The 17,985-nt window shown below is 48.2% G+C and carries 16 protein-coding genes and 1 tRNA gene; 8 read left to right on the top strand and 9 right to left on the bottom strand.

From position 1 onward, the window contains the following. Positions 1–47: 47 nt before the first annotated feature. Together BQ5809_RS10950 and BQ5809_RS02295 are read left to right on the top strand one after the other, a co-directional pair. Complete coding sequence (locus BQ5809_RS10950) at positions 48–266, top strand: hypothetical protein (RefSeq protein WP_155114358.1); 219 nt, start codon at positions 48–50, stop codon at positions 264–266. Beyond that, positions 263–613 (top strand): hypothetical protein, encoded by a 351-nt coding sequence (locus BQ5809_RS02295; RefSeq protein WP_231954160.1) that lies wholly within the window; start codon positions 263–265, stop codon positions 611–613. The genes BQ5809_RS10950 and BQ5809_RS02295 overlap by 4 nt, the downstream gene beginning before the upstream one ends. A gap of 409 nt (positions 614–1,022) precedes the next feature. On the opposite strand, the gene BQ5809_RS02290 is transcribed toward BQ5809_RS02295, so the two are convergent. The 5 genes from BQ5809_RS02290 to BQ5809_RS02270 all read right to left on the bottom strand — a co-directional run bounded on the left by BQ5809_RS02290 (position 1,023) and on the right by BQ5809_RS02270 (position 8,388). Further along, the gene (locus BQ5809_RS02290) at positions 1,023–1,553 is read right to left on the bottom strand and encodes an REP-associated tyrosine transposase (RefSeq protein WP_003788294.1); all 531 of its coding nucleotides are present in this window, start codon (positions 1,551–1,553) and stop codon (positions 1,023–1,025) included. 283 nt (positions 1,554–1,836) lie between these two features. Continuing rightward, positions 1,837–2,496 (bottom strand): hypothetical protein, encoded by a 660-nt coding sequence (locus BQ5809_RS10945; protein ID WP_003788290.1) that lies wholly within the window; start codon positions 2,494–2,496, stop codon positions 1,837–1,839. 46 nt (positions 2,497–2,542) lie between these two features. Next, positions 2,543–5,377: an excinuclease ABC subunit UvrA gene (gene uvrA / locus BQ5809_RS02280; RefSeq protein WP_003788289.1), complete on the bottom strand. Its 2,835-nt coding sequence runs from the start codon at positions 5,375–5,377 to the stop codon at positions 2,543–2,545. A gap of 169 nt (positions 5,378–5,546) precedes the next feature. Beyond that, the gene (locus BQ5809_RS02275) at positions 5,547–7,082 is read right to left on the bottom strand and encodes an ABC transporter permease (protein ID WP_003788286.1); all 1,536 of its coding nucleotides are present in this window, start codon (positions 7,080–7,082) and stop codon (positions 5,547–5,549) included. 187 nt (positions 7,083–7,269) lie between these two features. Continuing rightward, positions 7,270–8,388: a metallophosphoesterase gene (locus BQ5809_RS02270; protein ID WP_032827855.1), complete on the bottom strand. Its 1,119-nt coding sequence runs from the start codon at positions 8,386–8,388 to the stop codon at positions 7,270–7,272. A gap of 151 nt (positions 8,389–8,539) precedes the next feature. Here BQ5809_RS02270 and BQ5809_RS02265 point away from each other — a divergent pair, with 151 nt between their 5' ends. The 4 genes from BQ5809_RS02265 to galU all read left to right on the top strand — a co-directional run bounded on the left by BQ5809_RS02265 (position 8,540) and on the right by galU (position 11,182). Beyond that, positions 8,540–9,427 carry a Dyp-type peroxidase gene (locus tag BQ5809_RS02265; RefSeq protein ID WP_003788279.1) on the top strand — a complete coding sequence of 296 codons (888 nt, stop codon included), beginning with the start codon at positions 8,540–8,542 and terminating at the stop codon, positions 9,425–9,427. 82 nt (positions 9,428–9,509) lie between these two features. Further along, the gene (locus tag BQ5809_RS02260; protein ID WP_003788277.1) at positions 9,510–10,010 is read left to right on the top strand and encodes a GAF domain-containing protein; all 501 of its coding nucleotides are present in this window, start codon (positions 9,510–9,512) and stop codon (positions 10,008–10,010) included. 111 nt (positions 10,011–10,121) lie between these two features. Then, positions 10,122–10,197, top strand: a tRNA-Thr gene (locus tag BQ5809_RS02255). Between the two features lie 103 nt (positions 10,198–10,300). Next, on the top strand, positions 10,301–11,182 hold the full coding sequence (galU, locus tag BQ5809_RS02250) for a UTP--glucose-1-phosphate uridylyltransferase GalU (protein ID WP_003788275.1): 882 nt from the start codon (positions 10,301–10,303) through the stop codon (positions 11,180–11,182). 83 nt (positions 11,183–11,265) lie between these two features. Here the strand turns inward: galU and amgK are convergent, their stop codons facing one another. Continuing rightward, a complete protein-coding gene (gene amgK, locus BQ5809_RS02245; RefSeq protein ID WP_032827825.1) occupies positions 11,266–12,270 on the bottom strand; it encodes an N-acetylmuramate/N-acetylglucosamine kinase AmgK in 1,005 nt (334 codons plus the stop codon). Positions 12,271–12,298: 28 nt separating this feature from the next. Here amgK and BQ5809_RS02240 point away from each other — a divergent pair, with 28 nt between their 5' ends. Further along, positions 12,299–14,647: an LPS-assembly protein LptD gene (locus BQ5809_RS02240; protein WP_032827824.1), complete on the top strand. Its 2,349-nt coding sequence runs from the start codon at positions 12,299–12,301 to the stop codon at positions 14,645–14,647. Further along, on the top strand, positions 14,644–15,600 hold the full coding sequence (locus BQ5809_RS02235) for a peptidylprolyl isomerase (protein WP_003788270.1): 957 nt from the start codon (positions 14,644–14,646) through the stop codon (positions 15,598–15,600). Before BQ5809_RS02240 ends, BQ5809_RS02235 begins: the two co-directional genes overlap by 4 nt. A 53-nt stretch (positions 15,601–15,653) precedes the next feature. Here the strand turns inward: BQ5809_RS02235 and BQ5809_RS02230 are convergent, their stop codons facing one another. The 3 genes from BQ5809_RS02230 to ubiE all read right to left on the bottom strand — a co-directional run bounded on the left by BQ5809_RS02230 (position 15,654) and on the right by ubiE (position 17,953). Continuing rightward, positions 15,654–15,974 carry a hypothetical protein gene (locus tag BQ5809_RS02230; protein ID WP_003788268.1) on the bottom strand — a complete coding sequence of 107 codons (321 nt, stop codon included), beginning with the start codon at positions 15,972–15,974 and terminating at the stop codon, positions 15,654–15,656. 68 nt (positions 15,975–16,042) lie between these two features. Further along, on the bottom strand, positions 16,043–17,101 hold the full coding sequence (locus BQ5809_RS02225; protein WP_003788266.1) for a TerC/Alx family metal homeostasis membrane protein: 1,059 nt from the start codon (positions 17,099–17,101) through the stop codon (positions 16,043–16,045). Positions 17,102–17,206: 105 nt separating this feature from the next. Beyond that, entirely contained in the window at positions 17,207–17,953 is a 747-nt protein-coding gene (gene ubiE, locus BQ5809_RS02220; protein ID WP_003788264.1) for a bifunctional demethylmenaquinone methyltransferase/2-methoxy-6-polyprenyl-1,4-benzoquinol methylase UbiE, read from the bottom strand. Between the last annotated feature and the right edge of the window lie 32 nt (positions 17,954–17,985).

Here is a 17,985-nt window from a genome sequence, read left to right as displayed (position 1 = left end):
AGAGTGATTAGATTGTGAGAAATGCTACGAATATGCGGAATGATACCATGCATAAAGAAAAATACGACGGTTTGAGTGCAGGCTGCTTGAAAAATCATGCGCCTTTGATTACTGCCTTAATCCGTACCATTTCACGCACAAACGCCGCTAATTTTGCAGGTAAATCCGCGTTTAATTTGCCAATCAATGCGAAAGTGTCGGTTTTGTCGTCAGCGGCAAGCCCGAATCGGTGGCGCGCGCGTGCGGCGTGTTGTCGGACACGGTGAAAGACGAAAATGGCCAAACGCCCGAAAACCTGCTGTGGCGGCTGGACGTGGAAGTCGGCTTCCACCACCCCGCCATGCTGCCCGCCGTAGCGCAAACAGCCGAATGGGCGGCCGCCTGCGGTTTGGATGCGGAACAGGCGCGCAGCATCGCACACAATATTCTGATGGATCCGGTGGACTGGATGGCTGAATGCCGCAGCATGGCCACGCTGGGCGTGCGGCGGATTTTGGAAATCGGCCCCTCCGGCGGCGTGGCCATGCTGACGCAGGCCGTGCTGGACGGGGAAGAGATTGAAGTGCTGGATGTTTCCGGCGCGGAAGGCAAGGCGGCGTTGTTTGGCAGATAACGGCGGCTTCTGATTTTTGAAACTGCGGTTGCCGTGAAGTTAAGAAAAGGCTACCTGAAAAATATTCGGCTTTGTTGAGTCGGATATTTTTCAGGTAGCCTTTATTGATAGGATATTTTAATGGCCGCTTGCCGAAAACGAAGCTTCAACGAAGTTGAAAAGCAGCCTGCACATTGGTTTGTTTTAGGTGGGTGGTTTGGGGATTGACGGATAGGCCATATTGGTATTTGAGGCCGTCTGAAAAGTGGCAGCTTCAACGAAAGTAAATTTGAAAACGGCAAAACGTCAATTAAGCAACCGCGTGCGTGCGTATCGCACACACCCTACGCGTTGATTTTGAAGTTCCTCATGAATCATGGGTAGGGTGTGTGGCGCAGCCACGCACGCAGTGGGTAGTTTTTTATAGCATTCACTCCCCAAAACTCATTACCGCCGTTTCTTTTGTTCCGCCCCAATCCAACGGCAGCCATCCATCCCGTACATAACGGTGAAATGACGAAAACGCCCAATCGCGGACATTGCCACACAATCCATGTTTGACGGGATTGAAATGGATATAGTCCGTGCAACGTTGCAAATCCGTTTCGTCACGCATGGTGTGTTCATAAAAACGCCGTTGCCAAATACCGCGTTCGTGCCGCCGCTGTTTGCTGGCAGACAGGTTTTCGGCATGAGGGAAATGTGCGGAGAATTTGGTTTTAATCAGCCGCCAGCGCAGGGAATAATCCGCATCGTCGGGCGGCAGCGTCCAAATGGCATGAATGTGGTTCGGCAGCACGCATACGGCGACGGTTTCAAAGGGATATTGTTTTTGCACATCCACATAAGCCGCACGCAATAAGTCGATATGTTCGACAAGCAGGCGCGATTTTGGGTTGGCAAGTTTGACGGTGAAAAAGAATGTGCCGCCGGCAATGAAGTTTCTGCGATAACGCGCCATGGGATTTTTGCTTGTGGTTTGGGTGTTGGAGAAGGGATGGTTTATTGTTTAAGGTTTTAACTTCGTTGAAGCTGATGTTTTCAGACGACCTTTGAGGTCGTCTGAAATTGCTAGCTTCAACGAAGTTAAAAGTTGAAACGGCAAATCGTTAATCAAGCAACCGCGTGCGTGCGTACCGCACACACCCTACACGTTGGTTTTGAAGTTCCGAGTGATTCAACGGTAGGGTGTGTGGCGCAGCCACGCACGCGGTGAGTTGGGTATGCTGGCTACGGCTTGCTAGCTACGATTGCTTGTGTTCATCATCTATTGAAATAAAAGATACCATTTTATTTTCTTTATTATTTTTCATTAGATTATTCAAGTTTTCGACGAGAGAGTTTTTCTTACTTTCGTATGGCGTTAAATAATCAGAAATAAAAGCTATTAACAGTAAAACTATGAATGTTGCTAAAATAGTCATTATTAATAAAAAAACCGTATTATCAAAATTTTTGTCGGTAAATAAATAGTTTTTTCTCGTCGCAATAGTATTTTCTGATGTTACAAGCAATTCATTATCCAGTGAATAATCAGAAAATGGAGCACCACCTAAAAAGAGTAGTTGTATCTCTCCTTTTTCTTTTTGTCTCAAATTAGGAATAGTAATTTCAATTTTTTTATCAATAATCATCATTGATGTGTTAGAAAAAGAAGATTTCATTTTAATATTCTCTTGATCTTCTTTTGTAGGAAGAAAAAAACCAGGAATAATTATATGAATATCTTTTTCTATTTGTGATGAATTATTTTCAATATTGATGGATAAAATGGAAGCTAGTCTATCGTAGTTATTAAAAGAGTATTCATATTTTATATTGCCAGAATTAATCCAGCTTATAATAAAAGTTGCAGCTACTGTTGTTAGTATCCCTACAATCAAACCAATAATATGATTTTTCATAATATTTCTTTCCAATCAAATTTAACAAGCATTGATTATTCAATTACTAATTGAATTCAAAAAAAACCTTCAAATACTTCCCAGTATAACTCCCCTTAACCTTCGCCACCTGTTCAGGGCTACCTTCCGCAATAATCCTCCCACCGCCATCACCGCCTTCCGGCCCCAAATCCACAATCCAATCCGCAGTTTTAATCACATCCAGATTATGCTCGATAATCACTATCGAGTTGCCTTTGCCTTTCAGACGGCCTATGACTTGCAGCAGCAGGGCAATGTCGGCGAAATGCAGACCTGTGGTCGGTTCGTCCAAAATATACAGCGTGCGTCCTGTGTCGCGTTTGGATAATTCTAGGGCGAGTTTCACACGTTGTGCTTCGCCACCCGATAGCGTGGTCGCGGATTGTCCCAAACGGATATAGCCTAATCCCACGTCTTGCAAGGTTTGTAATTTTCGGGCAATGGTCGGCACATTTTCAAAAAATTCAAAGGCTTCTTCTACCGTCATCGCCAAAACTTCGTGAATGTTTTTGCCTTTGTATTGCACTTCCAGCGTTTCGCGGTTGTAGCGTTTGCCGTGGCAGACTTCGCAAGGGACGTACACATCGGGCAGAAAGTGCATTTCTACTTTAATCACGCCGTCGCCTTGACACGCTTCGCAGCGTCCGCCTTTGACGTTGAACGAAAACCGCCCCACGCTGTAACCACGTTCACGCGACAATGGCACACCTGCGAACAATTCGCGGATTGGCGTAAACAAGCCTGTATAAGTGGCTGGGTTGGAACGCGGTGTTCTGCCGATGGGCGATTGGTCAACGGTAATCACTTTGTCCAAATGTTCCAAGCCGTGAATGCTGTCGTAGGGGGCTGGTTCTTCGTGGGCGCGGTTGAGCTCGCGGTGGGCGATTTTGGCGAGCGTGTCGTTAATCAGCGTGGATTTGCCGCTGCCTGAAACGCCTGTTACGCAAGTGATTAAGCCCAAAGGCAATTCTAGCGTTACATTTTTCAAATTATTGCCGCTTGCGCCTTTCAGAACGAGCATTCTGTCGGGATTAACAGGCGTTCTTTCAGACGGCACAGGAATGGATTGTTTGCCGCTTAAATATTGTCCCGTCAATGAATTTTCATCTTTCGCTACGATTTCGGGGCTGCCTGAAACAATCACGCTGCCGCCGTGTTCGCCTGCGCCTACGCCCATATCCACGACAAAATCGGCGTGGCGGATTGCGTCTTCATCGTGTTCAACCACAATCACGCTGTTACCCAAATCGCGCAATCTTTTCAATGTCATCAATAATCTATCGTTGTCGCGTTGGTGCAAACCGATTGACGGCTCGTCCAAAACGTACATCACGCCTGTCAAGCCCGAACCGATTTGGCTGGCTAGGCGAATGCGTTGGGCTTCACCGCCTGACAGCGTTTCGGCGGAACGGCTCAAATTCAAATAATCCAAACCCACGTTAATCAAAAAGCCCAAGCGTTCCATGATTTCTTTTAGGATTTTTTCGGCAATTTGGGCTTTGTTACCGTCTAATTGCAGGTTTTCAAAAAACGCAAGTGTTTGATTTAATGGCAATGCGGAAATATCGTGCAAGGCTTGTCCGCCGACTAAAACGTGTCGCGCTTCTTTACGCAAACGCGCACCGCCGCAGCTTGGGCAGGCGCGGTGGTTTTGGTATTCGCGCAATTTGTCGCGCACGGTTTCGCTGTCGGTTTCGCGATAACGGCGTTCCAAATTTGGCATAATGCCTTCAAATGCGTGTTCGCGTTCAAATGTGCCGCCTTTTTCGGATAAGTATTTGAATGGAATAATTTCTTTTCCTGAACCATTCAAAATGATTTTTTGGATTTTTTCAGGCAGCATTTCCCAAGGGGTTTCCACGTCAAAACCATAATGTTTGGCAAGCGATTGAATCATTTGAAAATAAAATTGATTGCGTTTGTCCCAGCCATCAATCGCGCCAGCCGAGAGCGATAATTCGGGGTGTGCGACTACTCGTTCTGCGTCAAAAAAATCGGTGCTGCCCAAACCGTCGCAGGTTTGGCACGAACCTAATGGATTGTTAAAACTGAATAAACGCGGTTCAAGTTCGGGTAAACTGTACGAGCAAACAGGGCAAGCGAATCGCGCCGAAAACCAATGTTCCACGCCCGAATCCATTTCTAACGCCAAAGCACGTTCATCGCCGTGTCGCAGCGCGGTTTCAAAACTTTCCGCCAATCGCTGTTGAATATCATCGCGCACTTTCACGCGGTCAATCACAACATCAATATTGTGTTTGATGTTTTTTTCCAATTTTGGCACGTCTTCAATGGCGTAAATTTTGCCGTCCACACGCACACGCGCAAAACCTTGTGCTTGTAAATCCATAAATAAATCAACAAATTCGCCTTTGCGGTTAACCACCGCAGGGGCTAAAATCATCACGCGCGTGTCTTCAGGCAGCCTGCACATCGCGTCCACCATTTGCGACACGGTTTGGCTGGCAAGCGGTTGATGATGTTCTGGGCAATACGGCGTGCCGACACGCGCATACAAAAGGCGCAAATAATCATGGATTTCCGTAACCGTGCCGACTGTGGAACGCGGATTGTGGGACGTGGATTTTTGCTCAATGGAAATGGCTGGCGACAAGCCTTCAATCAAATCCACATCGGGTTTATCCATCATCTGCAAAAATTGACGCGCGTAGGCGGACAGGCTTTCCACATAACGGCGTTGCCCTTCGGCGTACAGCGTATCAAACGCCAGCGAAGATTTGCCGCTGCCTGAAAGCCCCGTAATCACAACAAGTTGGTGTCGGGGAATGTCTAGGTCAATGTTTTTGAGATTGTGGGTGCGTGCGCCACGAATGCGAATGAAGTCGTTGTTTTGAGCCATGATTTGAGTTGCCTGAAAAATAAAAATGAACTGCGTATTTTAGCATTGTTTGGTTGATGTATTGCAGGCTGCTTTTTATAGAATGGATTGATGTGGCGTGATTGTAGGGCGTGATGATGAAAAGCAGCCTGCACTTTAAATCAACCAAAAAAATGCAGGCTGCTTTTGTTTAGTCCGCTACCGATTTCTTGCGCGATTCCTGCGTATCCAACAACACAAAAACCAGCGTTGCCAACGTCATCAACAACAAAGTCAGCACCATCGCTTTGCCGTAATTGTTGTTACCGACTTTGCTCAAATAGTAGTAAATCAGCGTGGTGAGCGTTTGCCATTCGGGGCGCGATAAAAAGAGCGTGGCGGCAAATTCGCCTATGCTGGTGGCAGCGGCAAAGGTCAAACCGCGCCGTAATGCAGGGCGCAGCAGCGGCAAGGTAATGTGCCACAGCGTTTGGATTGGGCTTGCGCCAAACACTTGTGCGGCTTGGAAATAGCGATGGGGCAGTGCGTCCCATGTTGCCAAAACGTCTTTGGTAACAAAAGGATAGGCGAGCAATACATACAGCGCAAGCAGCAAGTGCAGGCTGCCTGCGTGTTGTGGATATGCCAGCAGCGCGCCAAACGATAAACACACGGGCGAAATCATAAACGGTAAAAATGTGATGCTGCGAAACAGCGGTATGGCGCGAGCGGCTGCGGCGTGGAGTATGCCTAATACGGCTGTACCAAATAGCGCAATGGTGGAAAATCGCAGCGTGTTCCACAGTGCGGAAAGTGTGTCTTCGTGCCATAACACGCGCCACGCGCTGCCTGCTTGGGTGGCTTGCACCACAATCGCCAGCAAGGGTAGGACGCAACACGCGGTCAGCAAGAATAGGGTGTAGCCGAGCAGGATTTTGTGGTGCAGGCTGCTTGGACTTTGCGCGGCAATCGGGCGAATGTCGGCGGCGTGGGTTTGGCGACTGAACCATGCGTTGAGCAAACCTGCGGCGGTGGTGGCAAACAGCACCAGCCAAACCAATACGCTGGCGCGTTCCAAGTCCAGTTCGTGTGCGATTAGGCGGTAGATTTCTACTTCGGCGGTGGCGTATTGTTGTCCGCCCAGCAGCAATGCCAAGCCGAAGCCAGAAAAGCAGTATAGAAAAATCAAGCAGCCTGCACTTGCGAGCCATGGGCGCAACACGGGCAGTTCAACGTGCCAAAATTGTTGCCAAGCGTTTGCGCCCAGCGTTTTGGCGGCAGCGATGCGATTGGCTGGCACGGCGAGCAAGCCTTGGTAGGCAGAACGAATCAGCACAGGCAAATTGAAGAAAATATTGCCATAGAGCAGTAATACGGCGGTGTCTTGCCAACCGCGCCACAGCAGTCCTTTTTCGCCAAACAATGCCAACACGCCCATGCCTGCGACCAAAGTCGGCATAATAAACGGCAACATCAATAGGCTTAAAATCAATGCTTTACCTGAAAACTGCAATCGCGCCAACGCCCACGCGCAGGGCAAACCGAGCAGCAAGGTCAGCAAGACGGTGCAGGCTGCTTGCGTGGCTGTCCAGAGAATGCGCTGGCGGTAGTAGCTGTCGTGCAGCATTTCTAGCCACAGGGGCGAGCCGCCATAATCCAGCATTTTCCACAGCGGAATAGCGGTGAGTAGGCACAAAAAAGCGGCGGGAATGGCCGCGAGCAGCAGGGCGCGGAGTAGGTGGGGCATGGTTTGGATTGGGCGATGAAAAATTGGGCATTATAATAAAAGAACAAAGTAGCCTGCACTTTTTGTTTGCTTACAAAAGTGCAGGCTGCTTTTTTCGCGTGATTTATAGTGGATTAAATTCAACCTAGGACAAGGCGACAACGACCGCCGTGTACAGCTAGTACATAAGGGAGTTGGCAACGCAGTACTAGTTTGAATTTAATTCACTATAAGACGCAGGCTGCGTCCCTTTCACATCAATAATCCAAACTTCGCTTTGCGAGCCCAAACGGAACGGCACGCCCCAAAAACCAAAGCCCGAAGTCACAAAATAATGCCCCAAGCCGATTTGTTCATAACCATAATGCAAGCGATTAATCATCTTCACAATATAATTGGCTGGGAACACTTGCCCATTGTGAACGTGCCCAGACACTTGCACATCAATCGGCAGTTGCGAATGTTCCGACACGCCATCAGGGCGATGGTCTAGCAAAAATACAGGCAAAGTTGTGTCGGCTTGCGTCAATAACTGTTTGGTTGGCAAGCGATTTTTGTCCAAGTTGTCGGGGCGACCCACCACCCACACGCGGTTGTCCACCAGCACCGCATTGTCGTGCAATACCGTAATGCCCGCATCTTGCAAGGCTTGCGTAATGGCGCGTTCTTGTCCAAACAAATCGTGATTGCCCAACGTGGCATACACGCCCAGCGGTGCGCGGAGTTTTTGCAGATGCGGCTTCATGTTTTCCGCTTCGTATGCCACCGTGTCATCGTCCATGATGTCGCCAGGCAGCAAAATCATATCCACTTTTTCTTGCGCCATAATGTTGGACAATTTGTCTAATTGTCGTGCGCCCACCAAGATGCCCAAATGCGTGTCGGCAGCCATGCCAATGCGAATCGGTTGCGCCAACGGTTTGTTGATTGAAATACTGGCATGGCGGACAACAGGCGTGTAGGCATTGTAAATTGCCGTACCAAAAAAGCTAAACAAAATCAATGGCGATAAAATTCGCAAAGCACGAGTGTAATGTGCAGGCTGCCTTTTGGCCAGCTTCAAAACGCGATACAAAAATAATACGATTAAGCTGGTAAAAAACGTAAACAGCAGCAACACCAACCACACTGCCGACCAGCGAGACAGCCCGTGAACTCGAAACACCAAAGCCGAAATCAACAAGCCGTTGCCAAATAAAAAACATCCTGCAAATAATCGTTTACGCGCGGTTTTGGATTGAATGGCAAGCCACCAAATCAAAAATCGCGCAAAAAAGTAAGTGAACAGTTGCAGCCCAAACAGGGTAAAGATAGAAAAGAATTTCATAGGCAAGTGTGTGTAAAAAAGGCGATATTGTAAACGTGCAGGCTGCTTTTTTCTGTGTGAAAACGTGTAAGGCTGGGTAAAGATGCAGGCTGCTTTTTTGCCCAATTTCGTTATAATTCCACTTTCTCGTATCACAACAAGGAACACCAACATGAACCCCATTCTCTCCAACGAACACGCCAGTGCAGCCATTTGGATTGAAGCCCAAATCAAGCAGCCTGCACAAATTGGCACAGCTTGTCGCGCCGCCCTTGTCGCGCTAGAACAGTTGCAAAACCAACGTCCGCAAGACCAAATCGGTATGACCATCGCATTTGGCGCAGACTTCTGGCAAACCCAAGCCGCTGCCAGCCAAGCCCCCGAACTCAAAAATTTCCCCAGCTATGGCACAGGCAACATCATCGCCCCGGCCACGCAACACGATTTGTTGATTCACATTCAATCCAATCAACACGACAGCAATTTCGCGCTTGCCCTATCCGTATTGGACATTTTTGGCACAGCGATTGAAGTCGCCCAAGAAACACAAGGCTTCCGCCGCCACGAAAATCGCGGACTAGACGGCTTTGTTGATGGCACAGAAAACCCACACGGCGATGAAAAAATCCAATCCATCGCGCTCAACCAACACGGCGGCAGCTACATCGTATTCCAACGCTATCAACACGACCTAGCCAAATGGAACAGCCACAGCGTTGCCGAACAAGAACAAAGCGTGGCGCGTAGTAAACAAAGCGATGAAGAATTCGCCAAAGCCGACCGCCACCCACGCAGCCACATCGCCCGAACTAACATCAAAGAAAACGGCGTTGGGCTAAAAATTGTGCGCCGTAGTTTGCCCTATGGCAGCGCGTCAGGCGAACACGGATTGGCTTTTGTTGCCTACGCAAGCAGCCTGCACAATATAGAAGCGCAGTTGCAGCACATGTTTGGCGACGTGCCAGACGGTTTAACCGATTTGCTGCTGGAACGATTAAGCCAAGCCAAAACAGGCGCATATTACTACGCCCCCAGCGTCGCAACCTTGCAACAAATGTAAGCCATAAAAAAGTGCAGGCTGCTTTTGCACGATAAAAAGCAGCCTGCACATTGATTTTTTATCTAACCCGAAAGATTCCCCAATGCACGAACCCCACATCGCCCCCAATGCCAGCAAAACCGAACGCTACCAAACCATCGTCCCAGCCATAGAAGCCCTATTGAGCAGCGACCGCAACCTATTCATCGCAGGACTCGCCAACGTCAATGCCCTGCTCAAAGAAACCTTTGGCTGGTTGTGGGTTGGCTTTTATTTGATTGATGACCAACGTACCGAATTGCAACTATCCGCTTTTCAAGGCCCAGTCGCCTGCACCCGAATCGCACACGGACGTGGCGTTTGCGGACAAGCATGGGCGCAAAATCGCACCATTGTCGTACCCGATGTAAACCAACACCCCGACCACATCGCCTGTTCCAGCCGTTCACAATCCGAAATTGTCGTACCGCTATACAACCAACGGCAACAAATCATCGGTGTACTAGATGCCGATGCCGAGCAAATCAACCAATTTGACGAAATTGATGCCGAATATTTGCAACAAATTTGCCAAATCATCACAAAAAATTTGCTCGCTCAATAAATCTTGCTAATTAAATTTTATTTAAAAACAGCAAAATGACGTTCTATTACAAAATAAATCAAAATAACGCTTGCCAAGAAACCGAATTATCCGCATAATAGCGACTTCTTTGCCGGTGTAGCTCAGTTGGTAGAGCACCTGACTTGTAATCAGGGGGTCGCGAGTTCGATTCCTGCCGCCGGCACCAAAATTTAAAGGACTGCTAAATTATAGCAGTCCTTTTTTATTTTCTCTTAAAAGTCATGCTAAAATACGCGCATCTATCCGTCTAATTTTATAAGGAGAAAATCATGACCTGCCAAAAAATTCGCAAAGCTGTTTTCCCAGTTGCAGGCATGGGAACGCGCTTTTTGCCTGCTACCAAAGCCAGCCCAAAAGAAATGTTGCCGATTGTGGATAAGCCATTGATTCAATATGGCGTAGAAGAAGCGGTAGAAGCAGGCTGCACCGAGATTATTTTTGTAACAGGACGCAGCAAACGCAGCATTGAAGACCATTTTGACAAAGCCTACGAACTGGAAACCGAATTGACCTTGCGCCACAAAGAAAAATTGTTGGCGCATGTGCAAAACATTTTGCCGTCCAACATCACTTGTTTGTATATTCGCCAAGCCGAAGCGTTGGGATTGGGACATGCGGTGTTGTGCGCCCAAGCAGCGGTGGGCAACGAGCCGTTTGCCGTTATTTTGGCAGACGATTTAATTGACGCGCCCAAAGGTGCGTTGGCGCAAATGATTGACAGCTACAATCAAACAGGCAGCAGCGTGTTGGGTGTAGAAACCGTTGCGCCTGACCAAACTGGGTCATACGGCATTGTGGAAATTGCGGATTGGCAGCAATATCAACGCATTCAAAGCATTGTGGAAAAACCGAAGCCAGAAGAAGCACCGTCCAATTTGGCGGTGGTGGGGCGATATATTTTGACTCCGCGCATTTTTGAATTGCTGCAAAATACGCCACGCGGTGCAGGCGGCGAAATCCAACTGACCGATGGCATTGCCAAACTGCTGGAATACGAACCTGTGTTGGCACACGCATTTGACGGCGTGCGTTATGACTGTGGCAGCAAAATCGGCTATTTAGAAGCCACGCTGGCGTTTGGTTTGAAACACCCAGAAACAGGCGCAGCGTTTAAAGAATTGTTGCAACGCTATGCCGCGCAAAATTCATAAATCAAAATTAAGATAAGAAAGTGCAGGCTGCTTTTTACGGCAAAAACCGTGAAAAAAGCAGCCTGCACTTTTATATGTGGGATTTAAAACGTATAACCCGTCTGCAATTCTTCATCGCCCACCAATTCCAGCAACAGCGCATACAAGGGCGCGAGTTCGGCATAGCGGCGCGAAGTACGGCGCAAATAATTCAAAAAGCGCGGGATTTCGGGGCGATATTTGTCTTTGCCATCTCTGTGCCACAAACGCGCAAAAATGCCTGCCACTTTCAAATGACGTTGCACGCCCGTCCATTCGTACCAACGATAAAACGTGTCAAATTCGACTGGAACGGGCAAACCAGCAGCGCGCGCCTTTTCCCAATAGCGAATCACGATGTCTAACGTAAATTCTTCGTCCCACTCAATAAACGCATCGCGTGTGAGCGACACCAAATCGTAGGTGATTGCGCCATACAGCGCGTCTTGGAAATCCAACACGGCAGGGCGGTCGCGTGTGAGCATTAAGTTTCGCACGATAAAATCGCGATGCACAAATACTTTGGGTTGCTGCTCAACTGCGGGCAACAGCACATCCAAAGTTTGTTGCCACAATTTGCGTTGGGCGAAATTGAGTTCGCGCCCCAATTCTTTTGCCACAAACCATTCGGGAAACAAATTGACTTCGCGCAACAGAATTTCGTGGTCGTATTCGGGCAAGCAGCCTGCAACACTGGCTTTTTGCAAAATAATCAATTCGTCAATTGCTTCTAGCAGCAGGGCTTTGTGCGCTTCGGGCGTGTTTTCGTGCTGCATGGCTTTGAGGTATTGAATATCGCCCAAGTCGTTGAGTACCATAAACCCTTGTGCGGCATCGTAATGCAAAATTTGCGGCACGTTAAGCATGGAAAATAGTTTTTGTATGCGAACATAAGGCTCGGTGTTCATTTTATCGGGCGGTGCGTCCATGCAAATCACGCTGCTGCCATCGGCAAACGTTGCGCGAAAATAACGGCGAAAATCGGCATCGGCTGCCGCAAACGATAAAGTGAAGTTTTGTTGTGGATAGCATTGCGCCAACCAATTTTTTAGTGCAGATTCTCTTTGCATGATGTGAATACGCTGGTTTTCGGTTAAAATGACCGCCATTTTAACGTTAAATTTATGTGTAGGTGTGATTTTGTCTCGCTCATTTGTGTATAAACCCTTGTTCGCGGCAGTGGCATTGACTTTTGCCCACTCCGTGCAGGCTGCTTCGGACACTTGGTCGTCTAGCCGTTTGTGTCATGCGCCTGCGCCGTCATCGGCAGAATTGGCTCGTGCCAAAACCAGCGGTGGCGATGCTTTGCCCAGCGATGTAACGCGCATCACGGCAGACAAAGCCGCAGGGCAAACCAATGTGGTGCATCGTGCCGAGGGCGATGCGATTGTGGAACGCAATGGCGACACGCTTAATGCACAATGGGTGGAATACAATCCGCAAGATGAAACGGTGCAGGCAGGCGATGCGTTTGTTTTGACGCGCCAAAATGGCGAAACCGTGCAGGGCGAGCGGCTTAATTATCACTTGGCGCAAAAAAATGGCAGTGCAGACAATGCCGAATTTGTTGCCGAACAAGATGGGCGCAGGCTGCAAGGTGTGAGCAAAAAAGTAACGCTGCTGAACGAACAGCAAACACAGTTGCAAGATGTGAAATTCAACACTTGTAGTGCCGGTGATACATCGTGGTATATCCAAGCGGCAGAAATGAAAGCGGATAACAAATCGGGCATCGGCGTAGCACGTCATGCGCGATTGGTGTTTGCTGGCGTACCGATTTTGTACACGCCGTGGGTGGATTTTCCGATTAATGGCAATCGCAAAAGTGGTTTTTTAGTGCCAACTGTGTCGATTGGTTCGGACGGTGCAACCTATAAACAGCCGTATTATTTCAATCTCGCGCCCAATTACGATGCGACTGTAACGCCTGCGTATATTTCAGAGCGCGGCGCACAATTGGGCGGTGAGTTCCGTTATTTGCAGCCTAAATACCGTGGCGCAATCAGCGCGGAATATATGCCACACGATAGCGAATCAAAATACGACAATCGCTACGAAGTCCGCCTGAGACATTATCATCAATTTAACGCACATTTATCGGGTGGCATTGATTTTACCCAAGTGTCCGACAACGATTATTATCGCGATTTTTACGGGCGCAACGAAATCGCCGAAAACGTGAATCTAGACCGCCAACTGTGGTTAAGTTATGTCAATCAATGGCTGGGCGGCAATGTGCAGGCTGGTTTGTTGGTACGCAAATACCAAACTTTGCCCGATGGTAGCGGCAATATTTCGCGCCCTTATGCCATTTTGCCACGCTTTTCGCTGGATTGGCAGCGCAGTATCGGCAACGCCAGCTTAAATTGGACAAGCCACATCACGCGCTTTGAACACCCAGACTGGCAAAGCGGCTCGCGCTTGGTAGTGTATCCCAGCGTAACGTGGGATTTTTCGCGTAGTTGGGGTTATGTGCGCCCCAAAATTGGGGTACACGCCACGCAATATTGGCTGAAAAATGAAGGTGGTAATCCCAGTCGCCGTGTATCGCGCGTGTTGCCGATTGCCAATGTGGACGCAGGTTTGACATTTGAACGCGAACAAATGTTGTTTAAACAAGCCTATATTCAAACACTTGAACCGCGCTTGTTTTATAACTACATTTCCAGCCGTGAACAAAACACGTTGCCTAATTTTGACTCATCGCAAAACTCGTTTAGCTATGACCAATTATTTCGCGAAAACATCTTTTCGGGCAGTGACCGCATCAATGCCAGCAACAGCACCGCAGTCGGCATACAAACTCGTTTGTTGAACGCCAACACAGGTGTAGAAGTATTCCGCGCTGGTGTAGGGCAAAAATATTATTTTTCGGACGATGATGTGTTGTTAGATGGCAGCCTGCAATCGAGTGCGCGCCGTAAAAGCGATATCGCTGCTTTTGCTGGTGGACAGATTTATCCCAACTGGTTTGCTGACACGCAACTGCATTGGAACGAAAGCACAAATCGCACCGAACAGATGAATTTTGGCTTGCGCTACAACCCAGAAGCAGGCAAAGTGTTGAGTTCGCGCTTTAAATACAGTCGCAACGAAGAGATTTTCTCGGGTTATTTTGGCGAATTACGACATGTGGATTTGGCAGCACAATGGCCGATAACCCCCAATTTGTATGCGGTAGGGCGATATAATTTTAGCGTGAAGCCTTATGCCACATTGGAGCAAACTTTGGGTTTGGAATACAAAAATCCATGCGGTTGTTGGAGCATGAGCGTGGTGGGACAACGCTATGCCACAGGCATCGAAAATGGTCGCACGACACACAAAAACGCCGTATTTTTCACATTGCAACTTAAAGATTTAAGTAATATCGGTAACAATCCTTATGAACAGCTACGCTTGGGAATTCCTGGGTACAGCAAAACCAACGAGGTATATATAAGATGACAAATATTCGTACACTTGCAGCCGCCATTATGCTGGGTTTGGGCATTCAAGCAGCCTGCGCTGCCGACATCAAGCCACTCAACAGCGTGTTAATGGAAGTCAATTCGTCCATTATTACTTATGGCGACGTGTCGCGCACCGTGCGTGAACTCAAATCGCGCCCAACCAACAAGGACATTCCCGAAGCGCAATTAGTGCAGGCTGCCAAGATGCAGTTGGTAGAGCGTTCGCTGCTTGCCGATGCGGCTCGCCAACAACAGTTGCGCGTACCCGAAGCAGGCATTGATGAAGAATTGCAACGCCGTGCCGCGCAAGACAAAACCACTGTTGCTGCTTTGTATGCCAAAGCGGCTAGTGTCGGCTACACCAAAGAGTCTTATCGCCTTGAGGTGGCAAAAGATTTGCTCATTGCGCATATGTTGAGCAACTTAAACAGCGACATTAACATCACCGAAGCGCAAATTCAGGAATACGCTGTGAACGCGCAAAAAACAGGTCAAGCCTTGCCAGCGGCTGAGCCTTATACGGTTTACACCATTCGTCGCATTCTTTTACGCGCGACTAGTCAAGCCGATGTGCCAGCAGTAGGCAATCGTATTCAGCAAATTGCTACGGCGATTGCACAAGGCACGGATTTCGCTTCGATTGCACGCCGTTATTCGCAAGAAGCGCAGGCGGCTAATGGCGGTTTGCACGACAACATCACCGATTATATGTTGCCCGAAAATGTAGAACCGTTTTTGCATACATTAAAAGTGGGTGAAGTGAGTGCGCCGCGCAATGCAGGTACAACATGGCAGATGATTGAATTGGTGGGCAGCCGCACCGAAACCGACCCATACAAAATGCAAGCCGAAGCCATTCGCCGCTTATTGGTTCGCCAAGCACAACAACGTAACCAAGAAGCATTTATTGGTCAGTTGCAGCAAAGCGCGGTGGTGCGTGAGTATTAAATCAATATGAAAAACGCGGAACAGTTGCTTGCTGTTCCGCGTTTTTTTGTGGGCTATTTATTTCGCATCACCCAATTACCTTGTTTTTTCTCAATCAAGATTTTTTCGATAAACGGCTGCTCGCCGCCCGATTTGCTGGACAATTCCAGTTCGCAAGCGTAAACCCCTTCTTTGACCATGCCACCGCCCACGCGCGTGCATTTTTTGGTTACTTCAACATCGTATTGCGATGCGCGAGAAGATTGGGCTTTTTGGAATGCTTGGACGACTGCTGATTTGGTTGGCGGAATCAATGTTAAATTTCCAGTGTGGGTATAGTGATAAACGCCATAGGCAATCACTGCCATAATTACTGTGCCTTTCATGTTAATCATAGGATTTCCTTGTATTTCAATGTTAAATCAAAGTGCAGGCTGCTTTCTTCACGAGCAGCCTGCGATTTTTACGATTTTTTTGGTAGCACGAATGATGCCAACACGCCAATCGCCAAAACCACCAGCACGACTACCAATGACGCGTTGGGCGAAATTTCCCAACCGTGGTGGAATAAGTGATTGGTTGCCGCTAACGCCAGTTTGAATGCGATAAAGAATAGCAAAAACACCACTGCTTTTTCCAAATGCACCAAATAGCCTTTTAACGCTTCCAATACAAAATACATGGTACGCAAGCCCAAAATAGCGAACATCATTGCGCTGTACACGATGAGCGGTTCTTTGGACACGGCAATCACGGCTGGCACGCTGTCAAACGCGAACATCACGTCCGATAATTCAATCACGGCTAAACACAAAAACAGCGGTGTGGCGACTAACACGCCTTTTTTCATTGGCTGTGGGTGGCTGTCTTCGGGGTGTTTCACGTCTTCGCCTGCCAATTCCAAATGCACGTCTGGATATTGTTCACGCGCTTTGGCGAGTTCTTCGGCGTTCAAAAAGAAGTTGTGTCTATACAAACGGGGGAAAACGGGGAAAAATTTGTGTACCAATTTGTAGGCAAAATGTTCGGAATAATCCACGTTTTCGTGGCTGTCTTCATCGCCGCCTTTGAGCATCATAATCGCGGCAAAGGCAATAATCGCGGCAAAAATCAGTTCAACATACGCGCCCAATGCCAGTAAGCCTGTGCCAATTGCGACAAAAATCATGCGGAACACAATCGCGCCAATAATGCCCCAATACAACACGCGGTGGCGCAGGTTTTCGGGGATTTTGAACGATGCAAACACCGCCATAATCAAGAATAAATTGTCAATCGATAATACTTTTTCTAGCGCGTAGCCTGTGAAGAATAGGCTGGCGGTTTCGGCATCGTGGTGTACCCACAAATACACGCCAAACATAATGGAGACGAACACCCAAAACAGCGACCACGATGCCGCGCTTTTGAGTGTGAGTGGTTTTTCATCTTTGTGGGCGAATAGGTCAATGGCGATTGCGCCAACGCTCAACACCACGAATACGGCTACGGTTTCTATGGGGAATCCCAAATGTCCTGTCATATAAAGTTCCTTTAAATGTGCGATAAACAATGCAGCGAAAGTGCAGGCTGCTTTGTGATAGGTTTAAAAGCAGCCTGCACTTTTTGTATGGCTTATGGATTGGGATTAAAACTTCACGCCTTTGTGTAATGCCACCACGCCAGCCGTCAAATTGTGGTAATCCACTTGGTCAAAGCCCACGTCCAACATCATTTGTTTCAGTGTTTCTTGGTCTGGGTGCATACGAATGGACTCGGCAAGATATTGGTAGCTGTCGGCATCTTTGGCGATGAGTTTGCCCATTAGCGGCAGCAGTTTAAACGAATACGCATCATAAACAGGTGCAAGCGGTTCATATACTTTGGAAAATTCCAGCACCAACAGCGTGCCACCTGGTTTGAGTACGCGATACATTTCGCCCAACGCCACGTCTTTGTGCGTCATATTGCGTAAGCCAAACGACACCGATACCAAATCAAAATAATTGTCGGGGAAGGGCAGTTTTTCTGCATCGCACACGGCAACAGGCAAAATCGTGCCTTCGTTGAGCAAGCGGTCGCGCCCCACCGTGAGCATGGACGAGTTGATGTCAGTCAGCCACACTTCGCCTGTTTTGCCGACACGTTTTGCCCAGCCACGTGATAAATCGCCCGTACCGCCTGCAATGTCCAGCACCTTGCCGCCTTTGGGAACGCGAGCGGTGTTAATCGTAAAATGTTTCCACACGCGGTGCAGTCCGCCCGACATCACATCGTTCATGATGTCGTAGTTTTTTGCAACCGAATGAAATACTTGGGCGACTTTTCCTGCCTTTTCGCTTTCGTTTACGGTTTGAAAACCAAAGTGGGTTTGTTTGTTGTTTGAATCGGTCATGATGATGTTTCCTTCATATTCATGATGATGTT

Origin of the sequence: Kingella kingae ATCC 23330, from assembly GCF_900111845.1 — a bacterium.
Lineage (GTDB): Bacteria > Pseudomonadota > Gammaproteobacteria > Burkholderiales > Neisseriaceae > Kingella > Kingella kingae.
This window is presented reverse-complemented; position numbering and strand designations above follow the sequence as displayed.

Bases quoted from the DNA above. Each gene is read 5' to 3' on its own strand.
- BQ5809_RS10950 (WP_155114358.1), top strand. From the start codon at position 48: ATGCATAAAGAAAAATACGACGGTTTGAGTGCAGGCTGCTTGAAAAAT.
- BQ5809_RS02290 (WP_003788294.1), bottom strand. From the start codon at position 1,553: ATGGCGCGTTATCGCAGAAACTTCATTGCCGGCGGCACATTCTTTTTC.
- BQ5809_RS10945 (WP_003788290.1), bottom strand. From the start codon at position 2,496: ATGAAAAATCATATTATTGGTTTGATTGTAGGGATACTAACAACAGTA.
- uvrA (WP_003788289.1), bottom strand. From the start codon at position 5,377: ATGGCTCAAAACAACGACTTCATTCGCATTCGTGGCGCACGCACCCAC.
- BQ5809_RS02275 (WP_003788286.1), bottom strand. From the start codon at position 7,082: ATGCCCCACCTACTCCGCGCCCTGCTGCTCGCGGCCATTCCCGCCGCT.
- BQ5809_RS02270 (WP_032827855.1), bottom strand. From the start codon at position 8,388: ATGAAATTCTTTTCTATCTTTACCCTGTTTGGGCTGCAACTGTTCACT.
- BQ5809_RS02265 (WP_003788279.1), top strand. From the start codon at position 8,540: ATGAACCCCATTCTCTCCAACGAACACGCCAGTGCAGCCATTTGGATT.
- BQ5809_RS02260 (WP_003788277.1), top strand. From the start codon at position 9,510: ATGCACGAACCCCACATCGCCCCCAATGCCAGCAAAACCGAACGCTAC.
- galU (WP_003788275.1), top strand. From the start codon at position 10,301: ATGACCTGCCAAAAAATTCGCAAAGCTGTTTTCCCAGTTGCAGGCATG.
- amgK (WP_032827825.1), bottom strand. From the start codon at position 12,270: ATGCAAAGAGAATCTGCACTAAAAAATTGGTTGGCGCAATGCTATCCA.
- BQ5809_RS02240 (WP_032827824.1), top strand. From the start codon at position 12,299: ATGACCGCCATTTTAACGTTAAATTTATGTGTAGGTGTGATTTTGTCT.
- BQ5809_RS02235 (WP_003788270.1), top strand. From the start codon at position 14,644: ATGACAAATATTCGTACACTTGCAGCCGCCATTATGCTGGGTTTGGGC.
- BQ5809_RS02230 (WP_003788268.1), bottom strand. From the start codon at position 15,974: ATGATTAACATGAAAGGCACAGTAATTATGGCAGTGATTGCCTATGGC.
- BQ5809_RS02225 (WP_003788266.1), bottom strand. From the start codon at position 17,101: ATGACAGGACATTTGGGATTCCCCATAGAAACCGTAGCCGTATTCGTG.
- ubiE (WP_003788264.1), bottom strand. From the start codon at position 17,953: ATGACCGATTCAAACAACAAACAAACCCACTTTGGTTTTCAAACCGTA.